17 protein-coding genes and 2 pseudogenes are annotated in these 17,839 nt (G+C 62.5%); 9 read left to right on the top strand and 10 right to left on the bottom strand.

The genetic code is table 11. The features are described 5' to 3' along the window. Positions 1–10: 10 nt before the first annotated feature. Both GC127_RS15760 and GC127_RS15755 read right to left on the bottom strand, forming a co-directional pair. Complete coding sequence (locus tag GC127_RS15760) at positions 11–676, bottom strand: amino acid ABC transporter permease (protein WP_008282007.1); 666 nt, start codon at positions 674–676, stop codon at positions 11–13. Between the two features lie 75 nt (positions 677–751). Next, on the bottom strand, positions 752–1,558 hold the full coding sequence (locus GC127_RS15755) for a transporter substrate-binding domain-containing protein (protein ID WP_008282008.1): 807 nt from the start codon (positions 1,556–1,558) through the stop codon (positions 752–754). Positions 1,559–1,734: 176 nt separating this feature from the next. Here GC127_RS15755 and GC127_RS15750 point away from each other — a divergent pair, with 176 nt between their 5' ends. Beyond that, complete coding sequence (locus GC127_RS15750; RefSeq protein WP_151978945.1) at positions 1,735–3,249, top strand: aldehyde dehydrogenase (NADP(+)); 1,515 nt, start codon at positions 1,735–1,737, stop codon at positions 3,247–3,249. Between the two features lie 72 nt (positions 3,250–3,321). Here the strand turns inward: GC127_RS15750 and GC127_RS15745 are convergent, their stop codons facing one another. Next, positions 3,322–5,601: a DEAD/DEAH box helicase gene (locus GC127_RS15745; protein ID WP_199861271.1), complete on the bottom strand. Its 2,280-nt coding sequence runs from the start codon at positions 5,599–5,601 to the stop codon at positions 3,322–3,324. Between the two features lie 174 nt (positions 5,602–5,775). Here GC127_RS15745 and GC127_RS15740 point away from each other — a divergent pair, with 174 nt between their 5' ends. Next, positions 5,776–6,936 (top strand): M20 aminoacylase family protein, encoded by a 1,161-nt coding sequence (locus tag GC127_RS15740; RefSeq protein WP_008282011.1) that lies wholly within the window; start codon positions 5,776–5,778, stop codon positions 6,934–6,936. Positions 6,937–6,948: 12 nt separating this feature from the next. On the opposite strand, the gene GC127_RS15735 is transcribed toward GC127_RS15740, so the two are convergent. Continuing rightward, positions 6,949–8,310 carry a cytochrome P450 gene (locus GC127_RS15735; protein WP_151979801.1) on the bottom strand — a complete coding sequence of 454 codons (1,362 nt, stop codon included), beginning with the start codon at positions 8,308–8,310 and terminating at the stop codon, positions 6,949–6,951. A 128-nt stretch (positions 8,311–8,438) separates the two neighbouring features. Between GC127_RS15735 and GC127_RS15730 the strand changes: the two genes are divergently transcribed. Both GC127_RS15730 and GC127_RS15725 read left to right on the top strand, forming a co-directional pair. Then, entirely contained in the window at positions 8,439–9,152 is a 714-nt protein-coding gene (locus GC127_RS15730) for a hypothetical protein (RefSeq protein ID WP_151978944.1), read from the top strand. Positions 9,153–9,260: 108 nt separating this feature from the next. Beyond that, positions 9,261–9,671: pseudogene (locus GC127_RS15725) on the top strand (GTP-binding protein); the annotation flags it as partial. A gap of 7 nt (positions 9,672–9,678) precedes the next feature. On the opposite strand, the pseudogene GC127_RS23145 reads toward GC127_RS15725, so the two are convergent. Continuing rightward, positions 9,679–9,864: pseudogene (locus GC127_RS23145) on the bottom strand (acetyl-CoA carboxylase, biotin carboxyl carrier protein); the annotation flags it as partial. A gap of 149 nt (positions 9,865–10,013) precedes the next feature. Then, on the bottom strand, positions 10,014–10,550 hold the full coding sequence (locus GC127_RS15715; protein WP_037298358.1) for a LuxR C-terminal-related transcriptional regulator: 537 nt from the start codon (positions 10,548–10,550) through the stop codon (positions 10,014–10,016). Positions 10,551–10,663: 113 nt separating this feature from the next. Here GC127_RS15715 and GC127_RS15710 point away from each other — a divergent pair, with 113 nt between their 5' ends. The 5 genes from GC127_RS15710 to queF all read left to right on the top strand — a co-directional run bounded on the left by GC127_RS15710 (position 10,664) and on the right by queF (position 14,479). Beyond that, a complete protein-coding gene (locus tag GC127_RS15710) occupies positions 10,664–12,142 on the top strand; it encodes an AMP-binding protein (protein WP_151978943.1) in 1,479 nt (492 codons plus the stop codon). Positions 12,143–12,229: 87 nt separating this feature from the next. Beyond that, complete coding sequence (queC, locus tag GC127_RS15705) at positions 12,230–12,928, top strand: 7-cyano-7-deazaguanine synthase QueC (protein WP_151978942.1); 699 nt, start codon at positions 12,230–12,232, stop codon at positions 12,926–12,928. Further along, positions 12,928–13,284 (top strand): 6-pyruvoyl tetrahydropterin synthase family protein, encoded by a 357-nt coding sequence (locus GC127_RS15700; RefSeq protein WP_081508304.1) that lies wholly within the window; start codon positions 12,928–12,930, stop codon positions 13,282–13,284. Before queC ends, GC127_RS15700 begins: the two co-directional genes overlap by 1 nt. Continuing rightward, positions 13,263–14,003: a 7-carboxy-7-deazaguanine synthase QueE gene (queE, locus tag GC127_RS15695; RefSeq protein WP_151978941.1), complete on the top strand. Its 741-nt coding sequence runs from the start codon at positions 13,263–13,265 to the stop codon at positions 14,001–14,003. Before GC127_RS15700 ends, queE begins: the two co-directional genes overlap by 22 nt. An 11-nt stretch (positions 14,004–14,014) precedes the next feature. Continuing rightward, complete coding sequence (gene queF, locus GC127_RS15690; RefSeq protein WP_151978940.1) at positions 14,015–14,479, top strand: preQ(1) synthase; 465 nt, start codon at positions 14,015–14,017, stop codon at positions 14,477–14,479. Between the two features lie 51 nt (positions 14,480–14,530). Here the strand turns inward: queF and GC127_RS15685 are convergent, their stop codons facing one another. Genes GC127_RS15685 through GC127_RS15670 form a run of 4 tightly spaced genes read right to left on the bottom strand, consistent with a single transcriptional unit; the run spans position 14,531 to position 17,827 of the window. Next, complete coding sequence (locus GC127_RS15685; RefSeq protein ID WP_081508307.1) at positions 14,531–15,220, bottom strand: ABC transporter ATP-binding protein; 690 nt, start codon at positions 15,218–15,220, stop codon at positions 14,531–14,533. Beyond that, the gene (locus GC127_RS15680; RefSeq protein ID WP_008281967.1) at positions 15,213–15,956 is read right to left on the bottom strand and encodes an ABC transporter ATP-binding protein; all 744 of its coding nucleotides are present in this window, start codon (positions 15,954–15,956) and stop codon (positions 15,213–15,215) included. Before GC127_RS15680 ends, GC127_RS15685 begins: the two co-directional genes overlap by 8 nt. Next, positions 15,949–16,953, bottom strand: a complete 1,005-nt coding sequence (locus GC127_RS15675; RefSeq protein ID WP_008281968.1) for a branched-chain amino acid ABC transporter permease — start codon at positions 16,951–16,953, stop codon at positions 15,949–15,951. The genes GC127_RS15680 and GC127_RS15675 overlap by 8 nt, the downstream gene beginning before the upstream one ends. A 4-nt stretch (positions 16,954–16,957) precedes the next feature. Beyond that, positions 16,958–17,827, bottom strand: a complete 870-nt coding sequence (locus GC127_RS15670; RefSeq protein WP_008281969.1) for a branched-chain amino acid ABC transporter permease — start codon at positions 17,825–17,827, stop codon at positions 16,958–16,960. Between the last annotated feature and the right edge of the window lie 12 nt (positions 17,828–17,839).

Here is a 17,839-nt window from a genome sequence, read left to right as displayed (position 1 = left end):
GCGTCTCCCCTCAGTACCGGAACAGACGCGCCGCGATCAGGCGGCCGCCGATGGTGATGGTTTTGGTGATCAGGTAAAAGATCACGGCGGCCAGCGCGAACAGCTCGAATGTGCGGAACGTCAGTGCGTTAAGATCCTGCGTGACCCCGTAAAGATCACTGTTCATGCCCACGGTGACGCCCAAAGAGGTCATCAGGATCGCCCAGACCATCTGATTGGTCATCGGCAGGAAGGAAATGCGCAGCATCTGCGGCAGGATGATGTAGCGAAAGGATTGCAACTGCGTCAGGCCCAGAGACCGCCCCGCGCGCCCCTGCGTATCTGGGATCGCCTTGAGTGCGCCGCGAAAATTCTCGGTCAGATAGCCCGCGTTGTTGAAGGTGATGCCGATCAGGATCGACACGAAGGGGCTGAAATGGATGCCAAAGCTGGCCACGCCAAAATGCGCCATGTAGATTTGAAAGAGCGCGGGCGTATTGCGCGCAATTTCCACCCAAGTGGTTGCAAAGGCCATCAGCGGGCGTGACCCAGATAACCGGAAGACGGTAAGCAGGATGGCAAGTGCTATGCCCAAGGCCATCGAGAGGATCGCGATTTCCATCGTGACCAGCGCCCCGTCAAGCATCTGCGGCAGGCGGTTCAGGGCCTGCTTCCATTGGAAGGTATAGTTGAACATCAGGACACCCCGCCCCTAGGGGAAATAGCAAATGGCGGCACGGGGTGTCCGCGCCGCCAATCCTAGCGCAAGCTATCAGCGATAGGCGTTCGGCACCATCAGTTTCGGTACTTCGCCGCCAACCCACTTCTCGTAAAGCTCGTCATACCGGCCGGTGCGCACCTGCTGGTTCACGAAAAGATCGAGATAGTTGAGAAAGCCGTATTCGTCCCGCTTGGCAAATAGCGCCACATAGTCGGTGTCGAAAGGGGCAAAACCTACAACGGTGATGTCCTTGTAATTGCCCGACTGCACGTTGGCCTGTGCGACGGTGGATGTCGACACGGTCGCGTCAAGCTGGCCTTGGCTCAGCGCCAGGAACACATCGGCCTGCGTCTGATAGGGGCGGAATTCGCCCTCGCCCCATTCCTTGACCTGTGCCTCAAGCGCGATGGCCTCGTAGGTGCCTGCAACCGCGCCGACGGTGTGGCCCTTCATCCCCTCGTAAGAGGTGATGCCGGTGCCAGAATTGGCGGTTACGGCCATTTCAAAGGCGAAATAGGGGATCGAGAAACCGACCGTCTTGGCCCGCTCCAGCGTGTCCGAGGTCGAGGCGACGCCCACATCGACGCGGCCAGACATCAGCGCCGGAATGCGCTCGGGGAAGGGGGTTTCGACGATTTCTGCCTCTACGCCAAGAGCGGCGGCCAGATCGTTGCAATAATCAACGTCAAAGCCGATCGGCACGTTGTTGGCATCGCGCATCCCCATTGGCGGGAAATCGAGCACGACAGCGCAGCGCAATGTGCCCGAGGAAATAATGTCATCGAGTTTGTCCGCCTGAGCGGTGCCTGCGATGCTGGTCATGCCCAGCAAGGCAGCAAAAAGCGTCACTTTTTTCATTGGTGGTCCCCTCTCTGTTGATTCTTTTCTCAGCATGAGGCCTTTGGTTCTTTTTTGCAATAATTTTCCTAAAAGAAAAATACTGGCATGTCGGGAAAAAAATCGGTAAGCCATGAAAACCCCGCATCAGGCCTTTGATCGCGGTCGTATCTTCCCTCGGACCGAAAGGATTTCCCATGACCTTTACCCCCCATGGCAAGCATCTGATTGCAGGCACGTGGACAGGCACCGAAGAGACAGTGCTGTCTGATCCGGCAGAGGGCGCAGGCCATGCGTTTTCGGTCGGCACGCCGGACCTCGTCGATAGGGCGGCGCAGGCCGCGGAAGAGGCGTTCTGGACCTTTGGCACCACCAGCCGGGCCACGCGCGCGGCGTTTCTGCATGCTATCGCCGATGAAATCGAGGCGCGCGGCGCACAGATCACCGAGATCGGCTGCGCCGAGACCGGCCTGCCTGCAGCGCGGCTTGAGGGCGAGCGTGGGCGCACCACCGGGCAATTGCGACTCTTTGCCGAGCATATCCTAAAGGGCGATTACCTCGACCGTCGCCATGATGCTGCGCTGCCAGACCGCAAACCCTTGCCGCGCCCCGATTTGCGGATGATGCAACGGCCCATCGGTCCGGTGGCGGTCTTTGGCGCGTCGAATTTCCCGCTCGCCTTTTCCACGGCAGGCGGGGATACGGCGGCTGCCCTCGCGGCGGGTTGTCCAGTGGTGGTCAAGGGCCACGGCGCGCATCCCGGCACCTCCGAAGTGGTGGCCGAGGCCATCCATGCGGCGATTGTGAAATCTGCGATGCCAAGCGGCGTCTTTAGCCTTGTGCAGGGTGGCAATCGTGCGGTTGGACAGGCGTTGGTGCAGCATCCGTTGATCCGGGCGGTTGGCTTTACCGGCTCTCTGGCAGGGGGTCGTGCGCTCTTTGATCTCTGCGCGGCGCGCCCCGATCCGATCCCGTTTTTCGGCGAATTGGGCAGCGTCAATCCGATGTTTCTGTTGCCCGAGGCAATGGCTGCGCGCGGGGCGGCCATCGCAACCGGCTGGGCCGGATCGCTGACGATGGGCGCGGGGCAGTTTTGCACCAATCCGGGCATTGCGGTTGTCCTCAAAGGACCAGAGGCAGAGACCTTTGCAGAAGCAACGCGCGCGGCGCTGAGTGAGAGCGGTGCGCAAGTGATGCTGACCGATGGAATTGCTGCGGCCTACGTCGCGGGTGCGGCGCAGATGGCGGCGCAGACGGGGGTGCAAGACCTGTTGACCGCGATTTGTGATCAACGTCAGGCCAAGCCCTTTCTCTACCGGGTCGCTGCGTGCGACTGGCTGGGCAATCATGCGCTTGGCGAAGAGGTCTTTGGGCCCCTTGGCCTGATCGTTGTGGCCGAGAATGCCGAGGAAATGGCAGCCGTCGCGCAGAGCCTCAAGGGCCAGTTGACCGCCACCCTGCACATGGACGCAGGCGACACGCCTCTTGCGCGCTGCCTGTTGCCCGTGTTGGAACGTAAGGCGGGCCGGGTGCTGACCAATGGCTTTCCAACCGGCGTTGAAGTCTGCGATGCGATGGTCCACGGCGGGCCATATCCGGCCTCGACCAATTTCGGCGCGACTTCTGTGGGCACCCTCTCGATCCGCCGCTTCCTGCGGCCCGTCTGTTACCAGAACATCCCCGAGGCCCTCTTGCCAGAAGATTTGGTTTAGGGTTCGCAGCGTTCTAAAACACACAGGCCGGGAAAATCCCGGCCTGTTGCTTTTCAGAGCTATGTCAGCACATCACGGCTTGCCGCGCTTCGGTGGGGTGCTGCCGCCAAATCCCGCGCGGGCTTTGGGTGCAGCACCTTTGCCTTTGGGCTTTCCAGCGGCAGGTTTTCCCGCGCCGGGTTTGCCAGCAAAGGTCTTGCCTGTGCCGGGTTTGCCGGGCTTTTTCGCCGCTCCGGGTGGAACAAACCGTTTGGACGTATCAGCCGCAAGATTGGGTCTGGGCGCGGCTGGTTCCGCATCGCGGGGCGCAGGGCGCGCGCGCGGCTTGTCAAAGGGTTTGTCTGACGGTTTCGCCCCCGGCTTGCCATAGGGCTTTGCGCCGGGTTTGCTATCCGACTTGTCATAGGGCCGGCCTTCGGGCTTGCCAAAGGATTTCCCGGGTTTGCGATCCCCGGCGGGCTTGCCAAAGGGCTTGTTGGCAGGTTTGCCAGCGGGCTTGTCACTGGACCAAGGTTTTTTGGCCGGGCGCGGCGCATCGCCCGCCTCTGCACGCGGTTTGCGATACGGGGTCACCGTGCCATCCTCGACCGCGCGGGTCATTGCCGCGGGCGGCGCACCTGCCGGTTTCGGGCGCGGCTTTGGGGCGGTGCGTGGGGCAGAATGGTCGCGCGAGCCGCCATACTCGCGGGGCGCGCGCGCAGGGCGGTCCTCTCGCGGGGCGCGGGGCGCACGTTCGGGACGATCTTCGCGCGGGGCGCGCGGGGCAGGGGCAAATGCCGGGGCACTATCCAGAGCGCGGGCGGTGATGCCCTCATCCAGTTGCCCGCCTTCACCGAGCGAAGAAAGAAATCCGGGAACGGCGGCCTCTGCCAGTTCGACAAAGGTTTCGGCAGCCTGCACGCGGATGGCCCCAATCGCGGATTTGTCGAGATTGCCAGCACGGCACAAAAGCGGAAGCAACCACCGCGCCTCGGCCCGGTCGTCATTGCCAACCGACAGCGCAAACCAGCGGCTTGGGCCAAAGGCCGACCGCTCGCGCGCCGGGGCGGGCGCGCCGGGGGCGCTCAGTTCCTCGGGTGCGGACCAGCGCGATTTGTAAAGACGCAGATAGGCGGCGGCGATCACCTCGGGGCTGTGCAGCGCCAGCAATTCAGCGGCAAAGGCACCTTCGGTCTCGGACGGCGTTTCGGACCAGACCGGGTCGGACAACAGGCGCTCGCGATCCTTGGCCTCGATATCCTCGGGCGTGGGGGGCGTGGTCCATTCTGCGGTGATCTTTGCGAATTTGAGCAGGCGCTCTGCCTTGTTTGCCGATTTGAGTGGAACGATAAGGGCAGAGATGCCCTTGCGTCCGGCGCGACCCGTGCGGCCCGAGCGGTGCAAGAGGCCTTCGGAATTGGTGGGCAGTTCGGCATGCACGACCAGATCAAGGTTGGGCAGGTCGATACCCCGCGCGGCGACATCGGTGGCGACACAGACCCGTGCCCGTCCGTCGCGCATCGCCTGCAGGGCATGGGTGCGCTCGGACTGGCTCAACTCGCCTGAGAGCGAGACCACGGCAAAGCCGCGATTGGACAGGCGTGCCGTCAGGCGGGCCACCATGGCGCGGGTATTGGCGAACACAATCGCATTCTGGGCATCGTGATAACGCAGCAGGTTGATCACGGCGCCCTCGGCATCTTGCGGCGACACAGTCAGCGCCTGATAGGCGATATCAGCATGCTGTTTCGCGCCGGTCAGGGTGGTCACACGCTGCGCATCGCGCTGGAATTTCTCAGCCAGCTTGGCGATCATCGGCGGCACGGTGGCCGAGAACATCAGCGTGCGGCGATCTTCGGGCGCTGCGGCCAGCATGAATTCGAGGTCTTCGCGAAAGCCGAGATCGAGCATCTCATCGGCCTCGTCGAGCACGATGGCGCGCAGGCTTGTCATATCGAGCGCGCCGCGATTGATGTGGTCACACAGACGTCCGGGCGTGCCGACAACAATATGCGCCCCGCGCTCCAGCGCGCGCCGCTCGTCACGGGCATCCATCCCGCCAACGCAAGTGACCAAACGCGCGCCCGCTTCGGCATAAAGCCAGCTCAGCTCGCGCATGACCTGAAGCGCCAGCTCTCGCGTCGGGGCCACGATCAGGGCCAGCGGTGCGGCGGCAGGCGGCAATCGGTCCTCACCCCCCAGCAGGGTGGGCGCGATCGCAAGGCCAAACCCTACGGTTTTACCAGATCCGGTCTGGGCCGAGACCAGAAGATCAGAGCCAGACAGCGCGGGGTCCGTTACCGCCTCTTGCACAGGCGTCAGGGTTTCATAGCCGCGCGCGGCAAGAGCATTGGAGAGGGCAGGCAGGATCATGGGGGAGGTCGGTTCCGAAAAAGGGGTGCGGCTTGCGCGTCAAGCCGCGACGCATAGCTCAGTCACGCGCTGTTGTATATGGCAAATACGTCTGTCTGGCAGTGCCCCTTGTGGTCGCATCGGGATTGCGCCACGTTGGGGAAAATCCCGAATTTGCGAACAGGAGGCTGACCGATGCCCGTCAAGAACCGATTTGCCGAATTGCACACCGACATAACAGAATGGCGCCGCGATATCCATGCCCATCCCGAGATCCTCTATGAGACGCATCGCACCAGCGCACTGGTTGCCGAAAAGCTCAAGGCGTTTGGCTGTGACGAGGTGGTGACAGGCATTGGTCGCACCGGCGTGGTGGGGGTGATCAAGGGCCGCAGCACTGCATCGGGCCGGGTGATCGGCCTGCGCGCCGATATGGACGCGCTGCCCATTCACGAGGCCACTGGCGTGGACTATGCCAGCAAGACCCCCGGTGCGATGCATGCCTGCGGCCATGACGGGCATACCGCGATGCTGCTTGGGGCCGCGCAATATCTGGCAGAGACCCGCAATTTCGATGGCACGGCCGTGGTCATCTTTCAGCCCGCCGAGGAAGGTGGGGCAGGCGGGCGCGAGATGTGCGAGGATGGCATGATGGACCGCTTCGGCATTCAGGAAGTTTACGGTATGCACAACTGGCCGGGCCGCCCGGTGGGCAGCTTTGCCATTCGCCCCGGTGCGTTTTTTGCGGCGACAGACCAGTTCGACATCGCGCTGACTGGCAAGGGTGGACATGCCGCAAAGCCGCATGAAACCGTGGATACCACTGTCATGGCCGCGCATCTGGTCACGATGTTCCAAACCATCGCCAGCCGCAACGCTGATCCTGTGGATCAGATAGTGGTGTCGGTCACGTCGTTTCAGACCTCTTCGACCGCTTTCAACGTGATCCCGCAGGGGGTGCATCTGCGTGGCACTGTCCGCACCATGAGCCCTGAGATGCGCAATCTGGCCGAGCAGCGCATTCGCGCGCTCTGCGAGCATGTGACGGCGGGTTTCGGCGGCAAGGCCGAGGTAAGTTATCACCGGGGTTATCCGGTGATGATCAACCACGAGGAACAGACAGAGTTTGCAGCGAGCGTTGCGGCCAAGGTCAGCGGCGGGTGCGAAGAGGCGCCCTTGGTCATGGGCGGCGAAGATTTCGCCTTCATGCTCGAAGAGCGCCCCGGCGCCTATATTCTGGTCGGTAACGGCGATACCGCCATGGTCCACAGCCCCGATTACAATTTCAATGACGAGGCTATTCCGGCGGGTTGTAGCTGGTGGGCGGGGATCGTCGAAGAACGTATGCCAGCGTGATCCCAACCCGGATCACACCGGCTCTGCCATAAGCCAGACGCCCCCCTGGGGCCGCAACGTCAGGATCATCACCGGGTCGGGATCCCGCCCCGGCACCGGGGTGAACCTGAACCGCGAGAGCAGCGTTGCAAGAATGATCACCGCCTCTTGCAGGGCAAAACTGGCACCAATGCAAATACGCGGCCCATCGCCAAAAGGCAGATAGGCATAGCGCTCGATGGTCTTGCGATCGGCAAAACGGTCGGGGTTGAACGCGTCTGGCTCTGGCCAGAGCTGGTGGTTTCGGTGCAGCGCATAGATCGGGATGATCACCGTATCACCGGGTCGAATGTCACGCCCGCACAGCGTATCGGCAACTTGCGCAGTGCGCGAGATGATGCCCGCAGGCGGATAGAGGCGCAGCGCCTCGTCGATGATCTGGCGAGTATAGGGCAGGCGGGCCACATCCGCGCCCGTCGCGGCACGGCCCCACAGCACGGCTTGCGCCTCGGCGCGGGCGCGGTCCTGCACAGCCTGATCAAAGGCGCAGAGGTAGAGCGACCAGCCCAGCGTCAGCGCTGTTGTCTCGTGCCCCGCGACAATGAAAGTCAGCAGGTTGTCGCGCAACTCGGGCGTGCTCATCCGGCGCTTCGTCTCGGGGTCTTCGCCGTCTAGCAAAAGATCAAGAAGGTCTGGCACGCCCTCTGACCCGCGCGCGCGCCGCGCCTCGACGGCCTCGTCTGCCACGCGCTTCATCTCAGCCACCGAGCCACCCGACATCACGCGCCCCGGGCGCGGCACCCAATCGGGAAAGCCCAAGATATCAAAAAGCGAGATTTTGCCCGCCTCTGAAATATAGGCATCAATACCGCGATGCACGGCGTCCACATCGAACATGCCATCGCCGGAAAAGGTCACGTCGGCGATGACATCAAAGGTGGTGCGCACCATTTCGGCGGCCATATCCACCGCGCGCGGGCCTGCTGCCGCCACACGTGCTGCACTTTGTTCGGCAGCGGCTGTCATGATCGGCGCGAGGTTCATCACGTTGCGATGAGAAAAGACCGGCGCGGCCGTGCGCCGTTGCCAGCGCCAATGCGCGCCCTCGGCAATAAAGAGCGACTCGCCAATGGCGGGGCGTAGAAGGTTCTTGGTGACAATGGATTTCGGGTAATTGTCCAGCTCTTCCAAGAGCATCCGGCGGATCGCGCCGGGGTCCATCACCATGTGCCAGCGTTTGCCGGTGCGCCCTGAAACCATGGGTTGCCGTGTGGCAATCTCGGGGATGATCGACAGGATGTTGCGCCGCGCGGCCTTCAGGCTGGCCAGCACGCCCATTGGCTCTGTCACCAAGGGCACATGCGCGGGCAAAGTATGGGGCGTCTGGCGGGGCATGGGGGACATTGGGCACCTCTGGGCAACTGGGTCTTAGATAGGGCGCAGGAGGGGCGGGGGCAAATGATTGCGTGTCGCCGATGTCTGGGCTATCCCTGCCCGAACTGTCACCTCTGGGGAATTGCTTGATGATCCGTCTCTTCGCGCTCTTCGGGCTTGCCCTGATGGCCGCCTGCACCAATCCCAACGATCTTGACGAGGCCCCGGCCTATCTGGGCAATTTCCATCTGGGGCATAATGTTGTGGTGGCCCCGAACCTGACCAAGGGCCCCGCATCGCGCGAGGCGTCCAAGGAGGAATGGATCGCCGCGATGACCGAGGCGATGACGGATCGGTTCGGGCGCTATGAGGGCACCAAACTCTATCATCTGGGGGTAAGTGTCGAAGGCTATGTGCTGGCCATTCCGGGCGTGCCATTGGTTGCGTCGCCGAAATCGGCGCTGATCCTGAATGTCACCGCTTGGGATGATGCCAAGGGCGGCAAGCTCAACGCCAAGCCGCATCTGGTGACAGTGGTCGAGAGCTTTTCCGGCAATACGTTCCTTGGCTCGGGCCTGACCCAAAGCAAGGAAAAGCAACTCGAGAACCTCAGCCGCAATGCCGCCAAGCAGATCCAGAACTGGCTGGTGCAGCAGAATAACGAGTTTGGCTGGTTTGAAGACGATGGCGTGCCTGCAAATGACAAGGAGCGCCCCGAGGCGCGTTCGGTGGAACCGCCCGCACCGGATGCGGATAGCGCGCCCGCAGCGAGCGCGACAGAAGCCCCAAGCGCGGCCGATCTGGCCGAAGCCGCCGCTGAGGTGATTGAGGAACCGACTGTCGCACCCGTTTCCGCAGAGTGACGCCAAGGCGGCGAGTAAGGCTTGATTTTCCCGGCGCAACCCAATAAACGGCGCGCGATGTAACCCTCGGGCCACCCTGGCCCCCCAACTGACAAGGCGTCCTGAGATATGGCAAAGGAAAAGTTTGCACGTAACAAGCCGCATGTGAACATCGGCACGATTGGTCACGTTGACCACGGCAAGACGACGTTGACGGCGGCGATCACCAAGTATTTCGGCGAGTTCCGGGCCTATGACCAGATTGACGGGGCGCCTGAAGAGAAGGCGCGCGGGATCACGATCTCGACCGCGCATGTGGAGTATGAGACCGAGGCGCGTCACTATGCGCATGTCGACTGCCCCGGCCACGCCGACTATGTGAAGAACATGATCACCGGCGCCGCCCAGATGGACGGCGCGATCCTGGTTGTGAACGCGGCTGACGGCCCGATGCCGCAGACGCGCGAGCACATCCTGCTTGGTCGTCAGGTGGGCATCCCCTTCATGGTCGTCTACATGAACAAGGTCGATCAGGTGGATGGGCATAAGCAGGCGCAGGCGGGGGCGCGTAGTGGGTGGTAACTGTTTCACCCCGGCGGCTGACGCGAACCTGAAGCGTGTCGTCCTCGCCATATTCCCGCTTGACCGACAATTCAGTCAGATCGTTGTCATTCAGCAGTTCCGCCAATGCCTTGATAAAGGCCACGTCCGATTCATGGGATTTGTTCGACATATCTTCCTCGACCACAGCGCGATGATGTCCCGTTCCGGGCTCATGGCATTTTGTTTTGGCCGCTTATAGGGCAAGGCGGAGGCTGAGAAAAGCGGCCATTACCCTATAATCTGGGGGCAGGGGGGCAATTTTACGAGAGCTGCACGCCATCAGAGCGGCATCCCAGAAAGTTTTGCCACCAGTTCCGCCAGTTTGCGGGCCTGAAATTTCTCTAGCAGGCGCGCGCGATAAACCTCGACGGTGCGGTAGCTGAGACCCAGATCAAGGCCGATTTCCTTGGACGTCATCCCCCGACAGGTGAGAATCGCCACCTCGCGTTCGCGTTGGGTCAGCTCGACAAGGGGGCGTTCGTCCGAGAGATCGGAGAACGACCAGATGCCGCGCTGAAACGGGGCCTCGGGCGTCAGCGACTGGCCGCGCACCCGGCACCAAAAAAGCGTGCCATTGCGGCGCTTCATCACCCGTTCATCCGCATAACGCCCGGTTTTGCGCATGATGGCGAGCGCATCCGCCCCGATGCGGCGATAATCCTCGATCGAGGGGTAATAGCGGGCCAGCGGGATGTTGGTATAATCGGCGGGGGTATCGCCAAAGATCGCGGCAAATTTCTGATTGCACTGCCGGATGATGCGGTGTTCCAGCAGAGCAAGGCCCACAGGGGCATGATCGAAGGCGAGTTCCTTGATGTCCATGGCCCGTTATGGCGCGCGGGACGCGGTGCGCCAAGAGGTTTGCGTGTTTCTACGGAATTGTGCCGGGGCCGCGTCGGTGCTTTGGTAGCGACGCGGAGGATTGGGCGATGAATATCGGGATTTGGCTGGAGCGGGCAGCGCAGGCTTGGCCCAGGCGGGCGGCGCTCTTCACCGGCGTTGATCTGGTGGCGGATTATGCCGGGTTTGACCGCGCCGCGCGCGAGGTGGCGGGCGGGTTGATGGCGCAAGGCGTGGCGGCTGGCGACCGGGTCGCGATCTTCATGGGCAATGCGCCCGAGTATCTCTTGGCGCTTTACGGTATCTGGTATGCCGGGGCCGCTGCCGTGCCGATCAACGCCAAGCTGCACGGGGCAGAGGCGGCGTGGATCATCGCAGATGCAGGCGCGCAGGTGGTTTTGGCGGATGCGGTGCGGCGCGATGCCTTGGCCGAGCAGGGGGTCGTGGCACAGGCGGTCACGCGGGGGGCGCCCGTGGTCGAAGTTGCCGCGCGCGCGCCCGGCGATCTGGCGTGGTTGTTTTACACCTCCGGCACCACTGGGCGGCCCAAGGGGGTGCGGATCACGCATCGGATGCTGGTCGCGATGTCGCTCAGCTATCTGGCGGATGTCGATGAGGTGACGGGTGAAGATGCCACGCTCTATGCCGCGCCGATGAGCCATGGCGCCGGGCTTTATGCGATGGTGCACGTGCTGCGCGGGGCGCGTCATGTCTGCCCGGCGTCGGGCGGCTTTGACGAGGGGGAAATTCTTGATCTCGCGCGGTATCATGGCCGGGTGCATATGTTCGCCGCGCCGACGATGGTCAAGCGGCTGACCGCACAGGTGCAGGCGCGCGGCGAGACCGGGGAGGGGCTGCGCAGCGTGGTCTATGCCGGGGGGCCGATGTATCTGGCGGATATTCTCGAGGCGGTCGAGGTGTTCGGGCCAATCTTCCTGCAAATCTACGGGCAGGGGGAATGCCCGATGGCGATCACCGCGCTGAGCCGCGCCGATGTGGCGGATCGCAGCCATCCGCGTTGGCGCGAACGGCTGGCCTCGGTGGGTCGCGCGCAATCGGTGGTCGAGGTGCGGATTGCGGATGACACGGGGGCAGAGGTGCCGCACGGGCAGGTGGGCGAAATCCTCGTGCGCGGCGATGCGGTGATGCCGGGCTATTGGCAGAATATCGTGGCCAGTGAAAAGGCGCTCAAGGGCGGTTGGCTCTGGACCGGCGATCTGGGGCGGATGGATGGCGACGGCTATGTGACCTTGCAGGACCGGTCCAAGGATATGATCATCTCGGGCGGGTCCAACATCTATCCGCGCGAGGTGGAAGAGGTGCTCTTGACCCATCCTGACGTGATCGAGGCGGCGGTGGTGGGCATGGCCGATGCCGAATGGGGTGAGGTCGTGGTGGCCTTTGTGGTCTGTGTCGGGGCGCTGGATGAGGCCGCACTTGATGCGCATTGCCTGCGCCAGATCGCCCGGTTCAAGCGGCCCAAGTGCTATATCGCGGTCGCCGAGTTGCCCAAGAACAATTACGGCAAAGTGCTCAAGACCGAATTGCGGGCGCGTCTGAGCACCTAGCGCAGCCTTGTTTTCACCCGCCAAAAGCGCTAGATGCGCGGGGTCGAGCGGTCGCAGCCTACCCGCTTTAAAAAACAAGGATGAAAGATGAGGACGATTGTTATCTGCTCGGGCGGGCTCGATTCCGTATCGCTCGCCCATAAGGTGGCCGCTGAGCATGAATTGGCGGGGCTTCTGAGCTTTGATTACGGGCAACGCCATGTGAAAGAGGTGGAATACGCGGCTGCTTGCGCGCGCCGACTGGGCGTGCCGCATAAGGTGGTGGATATTCGCCAGATCGGGGCGGCGCTGTCGGGTTCCGCGCTGACCGATGATGTGGCGGTGCCGGATGGGCATTACGCCGAAGAGACCATGAAAATCACCATCGTGCCCAATCGCAATGCGATCATGCTGGCCATAGCCTTTGGCATGGCGGCGGCGGAAAAGGCCGATGCCGTGGCCACGGCGGTGCATGGCGGGGATCATTTCATCTACCCTGACTGCCGCCCCGGCTTCATCAACGCGTTTCAGGCGATGCAGGATGCGGCGCTGAAGGGCTATGCCGAGGTGAAGCTTTATACGCCCTATTTGCAGGGGTCCAAGGGCGATATCGTCACCGATGGGGCCAAGCATGGCACGCCCTTTGCCGAAACATGGTCGTGCTACAAGGGCGGGGCCAAACATTGCGGGCGCTGTGGCACCTGTGTCGAGCGGCGCGAGGCGTTTCATCTGGCGGGGGTCGTTGATCCGACCGAGTATGAGGACCGGGATTTCTGGTTGGCGGCTGTGGCCGGGCGGGGGGCGTGATGTATCGGATCACCAAGGAATTCCACTTTTCAGCGTCACATCAACTGTTTGGCCTGCCTGAGACGCATCAATGCGCGCGGCTGCACGGGCATAACTACATTGTGGTGGTCGAACTGACCGCCGCCGAGTTGAACGCGCATGGCTTTGTGCGCGATTACCTCGATCTGGGGGATCTGAAGCGGTATATTGATGACACGCTCGATCACCGGCATCTGAATGATGTGCTGGGGGATGATTGCGTGACCGCTGAACGGATGGCCAAACATCTTTTTGACTGGTGCCATGCGCGCTGGCCCGAGGTGACGGCGGTCAAGGTCAGCGAGACGCCGAAAACATGGGCGGAGTATCGCCCGTGACCGAGGCGATCCGGGTCTCGGAAATCTTTGGCCCGACCATTCAGGGCGAGGGCGCGCTGATCGGTCAGCCGACGGTGTTTGTGCGCACCGGGGGCTGCGATTACCGCTGCGTCTGGTGTGACAGCCTGCACGCGGTCGAGTCGGCCTATCGCGAGACTTGGGTGCCGATGAGTGCCGAGGCGGTGTTGGCCGAGGTCGCGCGCCTCTCGGGCGGTCGGCCCATCATGGTGACGCTCTCGGGCGGCAATCCGGCGATTCAGCCGTTAGGGGCGTTGATTGATCTGGGCCATGCGCGCGGCTATCGCTTTGCGATGGAAACCCAAGGCTCTGTCGCGCGCGACTGGTTCGCGGCGCTTGATATGCTGGTGCTCAGTCCCAAGCCGCCGTCGTCGGGCATGGAGGTAGACTGGGCGCTCTTTGACGATTGCGTTGCAGCGGCCAAGGGTGCTGCGAGCGTCCTCAAGATCGTCGTATTTGACGAGGCGGATTATGAATGGGCGCGGGCGGTGGCGGGGCACTATCCGCAATTGCCCCTCTATCTGCAGCCGGGCAATCACACGCCGCCCCCGCCCGAGGATGATGCCGCCACGGTCGATCAGGCGGGCATCGACGCGCGCATGCGCTGGTTGGTAGAGCGGGTGACGGGTGACGGATGGTTTGAAGCAAAGGTGCTGCCGCAATTGCATGTGATGCTCTGGGGCAACAAGCGCGGGGTGTGAAGGAGAAAGCGATGAGCGAGAATATTTACAAAGACCTCAAGCAGTTGGGCGGTGCGGCGCAGATACCGCAGAGCCCCGAAGAGGCGCTGTTGGAGCGTGTGGCCAATCCGCAGGCGGATGTCCAGTATAACGTGCGGTTCACCGCGCCTGAGTTTACCTCGCTCTGCCCCATGACCGGACAGCCGGATTTCGCGCATTTGGTGATTGATTATGTGCCGGGCCAATGGCTGGTCGAGAGCAAATCGCTCAAGCTTTACCTGACCAGTTTCCGCAATCATGGAGCCTTCCACGAGGATTGCACGATTTCCATTGCGCGGCGGCTGGTGGGCTTTCTGGAGCCGGAGTGGCTGCGCATTGGTGGTTATTGGTATCCGCGCGGCGGCATCCCGATTGATGTGTTCTGGCAGACGGGTGCGATGCCAGAGGGCGTGTGGATTCCCGATCAGGGCGTGCCGCCCTATCGCGGGCGCGGCTAAGCCGCCTTTGGGCATCTCGCCCGCCCGTTGATCGGGCGGGCGCATGCCCCCTCAGACACCCAGCCAGCGATGCTGCGCCTCGGTATCGGCGCGGATATCGTCGGCGGTGCCGGTCCAGACCACTTGGCCCTTGCTGACCACCACCACATCATCCGCAAGCGAAGTGGCAAAGCCGAAATTCTGCTCGACCAGAACCATCGACAGCCCCTCGCGCTTGAGCTCCATCAGCTTGTCATGGATCAGCTTGACGATGATCGGGGCCAGCCCCTCGGTGGGTTCGTCCAGGATCAAGAGGCGTGGATTCATCAGAAGCGCGCGGGCAATCGCCAGCATTTGCTGTTCGCCCCCCGACAACTGCGTGCCGCCATTCTCAAGGCGTTCGCCAAGGCGCGGGAAGAGGTCCAGCACCCGGTCCATTGTCCATGCCCCGTCAAACCGCTTTGACGCTATTTCAAGGTTCTCACGCACCGTCAGAGAGGGGAAGATATCCCGCGTTTCCGGCACATAGGCGATGCCCGCCTTGGCGATATCATAGGGCCGTTTGGGCATGGCGCGGCCATCAAAGGTGATCTGCCCATCGCGCAGCGGCAAGAGGCCCATCACTGTCTTCAGCGTGGTGGATTTGCCCGCGCCATTACGCCCCAGAATGGCCAGAACCCGGCCTGCCTCGGCGCGCAAACCCATGCCATAAAGCACTTGGGTTTCGCCATAGCCGGAATTGACGGCATTCAGTTCAAGCATCTTCCCAACTCCCCAGATAGATTTCCTTGAGCAGCTTGGAGCCGCGCGCGGCCTCGGGCAGCCCGTCAAACACCACCTCACCATAGTTCAGCACGGTGATCGTATCGGCCACGTCAAAGGCGAGGTCCATGTCATGCTCGATGATCAGAAGTGTCAGATCACGCGGCAGGTTGTTCAGCAGGTCGTGAAACCCCTTGGCCATCTCGGGGCCCACGCCGCTTGTCGGTTCATCCATCAAGAGAACGAGAGGGCGGGTGGCCAGCGCCACGCCCACCTCCAACTGCCGCCGCACACCATAGCTGACCTCAGACACACGCGCATGCAGATAGGGCATGAGATTGACCTGTTCGGCCACCTCGGCCACGATGTCGCGCACTTCGGGACGTGCGAGGCTGTCGGTATAAAGCCGGGTTGCGTTGCCCGTGTGGATCGCCGCTGCCAGCCCCAGATTTTCCTCGACGGTCAGCCCGTCAAAGAGCGTGTTCTTCTGATAGCTGCGCGACAGACCTTGCCGCGCGCGCCGGGCCACGGGCAGGGCGGTTACATTCTCGCCCGCCAGATGCACCGATCCGCTATCGGGGCTAAGTTCGCCCACCAGCAGGTTGAAGAGCGTCGTCTTGCCCGCGCCGTTAGGGCCAAGGATCACCCGCCGCTCGCCCCGCTCCAGCTTGAGCGAGACCCCGCGCGTGACATGCACCGCGCCAAAGCTCTTATCGAGATTGCGTGTCTCAAGCATCGGTCTTGACCTCCCTTGGGTCGATATCGCGCACCGCATCCGCCGCACGCCGTTCTATCCGCGCGCCAAACCGCGCCTCGATCCAGCCAAAGATGCCATTGGCGCGGCTCATCACCACGGCAATCAGGATGACCCCGACCACCAGATGCCAATAGCTTGTGAGCGCGCCCACCTCATGCTTGAGCAGCACAAAGACCGCAGCGCCCAGCAAGGGGCCGACCAGCGTTCCAAGCCCGCCAAGGATCACAACCACCAACGCCTCGCCCGAGACTGTCCAAGACAGAAGGCCGGGCGAGACAAACATCACATGCTGTGCTGCCATCACGCCCGCCAAGCCGGAAATCAGACCAGAGAGGCCAAAGACATCCGCCTTGACCCGCCAGACCGTGAGGCCAAGCGCGCGCATCCGCTGTTCGTTGTGCATGACACCCGACAGGGACCGGCCTAGTCCAGAACGCAGGATCAGCACGGCCGCGCCATAGATCGCGGCCAGCATGGCAAGGCAGAAGAGAGCAAAGCTGCGCCCGTCATTCAGGTCTAGCCCGATCAGCGCAAGATCGAGCCGTTCAATCCCGCCGAGCCCGTCATCGCCGCCAAAAAGCGGCGCTTCGAACACATAGGAATAGCCCATCTGCCCAAAGGCCAGTGTCGCCATGATGAAATAGATGCCATGGCTGCGGGCGCAGATGGCACCGATGACCCAAGCGATGGCCCCGGTAATCGCCACCGCGCCACCCATAGCGGCCACTGGCGTCAACCCAACCTTGGTTGACAGGATCGCATAGCCATAGGCCCCGACGCCAAGCAATGCGCCGTGGCAGAGCGAGACCATGCCGCCAAAGCCTGCGACCATATCGAGCGCGATCACCAGCATGGCGAGGATGAGAATCTCGGTCAGGATTTCCAGCCCGAAATATTCCGCCGTAAAGGCCTGGAAGAGGGCCGCCGATGCCAAGAGCACGAGCGCGCCGTATCGCAGAGGTGTGTGTCGGAACATCGCCTTATCCTTTCGCCGGAAAGAGGCCCACAGGCCGGATCACCAGCACCGCCGCCAAGAGCGCGTAAATCAGAACCGAGGCCAGTTGCGGTGCCAGCACCGCACCAAAGGTCTGCACGAACCCAAAGATGAGAGAGCCCGCGATGGCCCCTTTGAGCGAACCCAAGCCCCCGATCACGATCACGATCAGCGTGGGGATAAGGATTTGCAGACCCATGTCGGGTGTGACGCTCAAGAGCGGTGCCGCCACCGCGCCCGCCAACCCTGCAAGCGCGCAGCCCACACAAAAGACGATAAAGAACAGCCGCTCGACATTGATCCCAAGGCAGGCCGCCATCGCGTCATTGTCAACGCCCGCGCGGATCATTGCGCCAATCTGTGTGCGGCTGAGGACAAAGGCCAATGCGCCAAAGATTGCCAACCCCAAAGCGATGATAAACAGCCGGTAGGCGGGATATTCGACACCCAAGAGCGCCACGCGCCCGGCAAGAAGCTCTGGCACTTCCAGCCCGAGCGCCAGATCGCCCCAGACGATCCGGGTGATATCGAGCAGGGCAAAGATCAGCCCAAATGTCACCAGAACCTGTGCCATCGGACCCGATTTGCGCATCCGCTGGATGAGGCCGGAATAAAGCAGCACGCCCACCCCCGCGACCGCCACCGGGGCCAGAAAGAACCCGGCCCAATAGCCGCCAACCGCTGCCACCGAGGCCGCGAAATAGGCCCCAAGCGCATAGAGCGCGCCATGCGCCAAGTTGACGAAATGCATCAGGCCAAAGATCACGGTCAGGCCGATAGACAAGAGAAACAGCAGCATGGACAGTTGCAACGCATTGAGCGCCTGTAGTGTCCAGAAACCAAGATCGAGTGACATTGCGGAACCTCC

Source organism: Roseovarius sp. EC-HK134, assembly GCF_902498815.1.
Taxonomy (GTDB): domain Bacteria; phylum Pseudomonadota; class Alphaproteobacteria; order Rhodobacterales; family Rhodobacteraceae; genus Roseovarius; species Roseovarius mucosus_A.
This window is presented reverse-complemented; position numbering and strand designations above follow the sequence as displayed.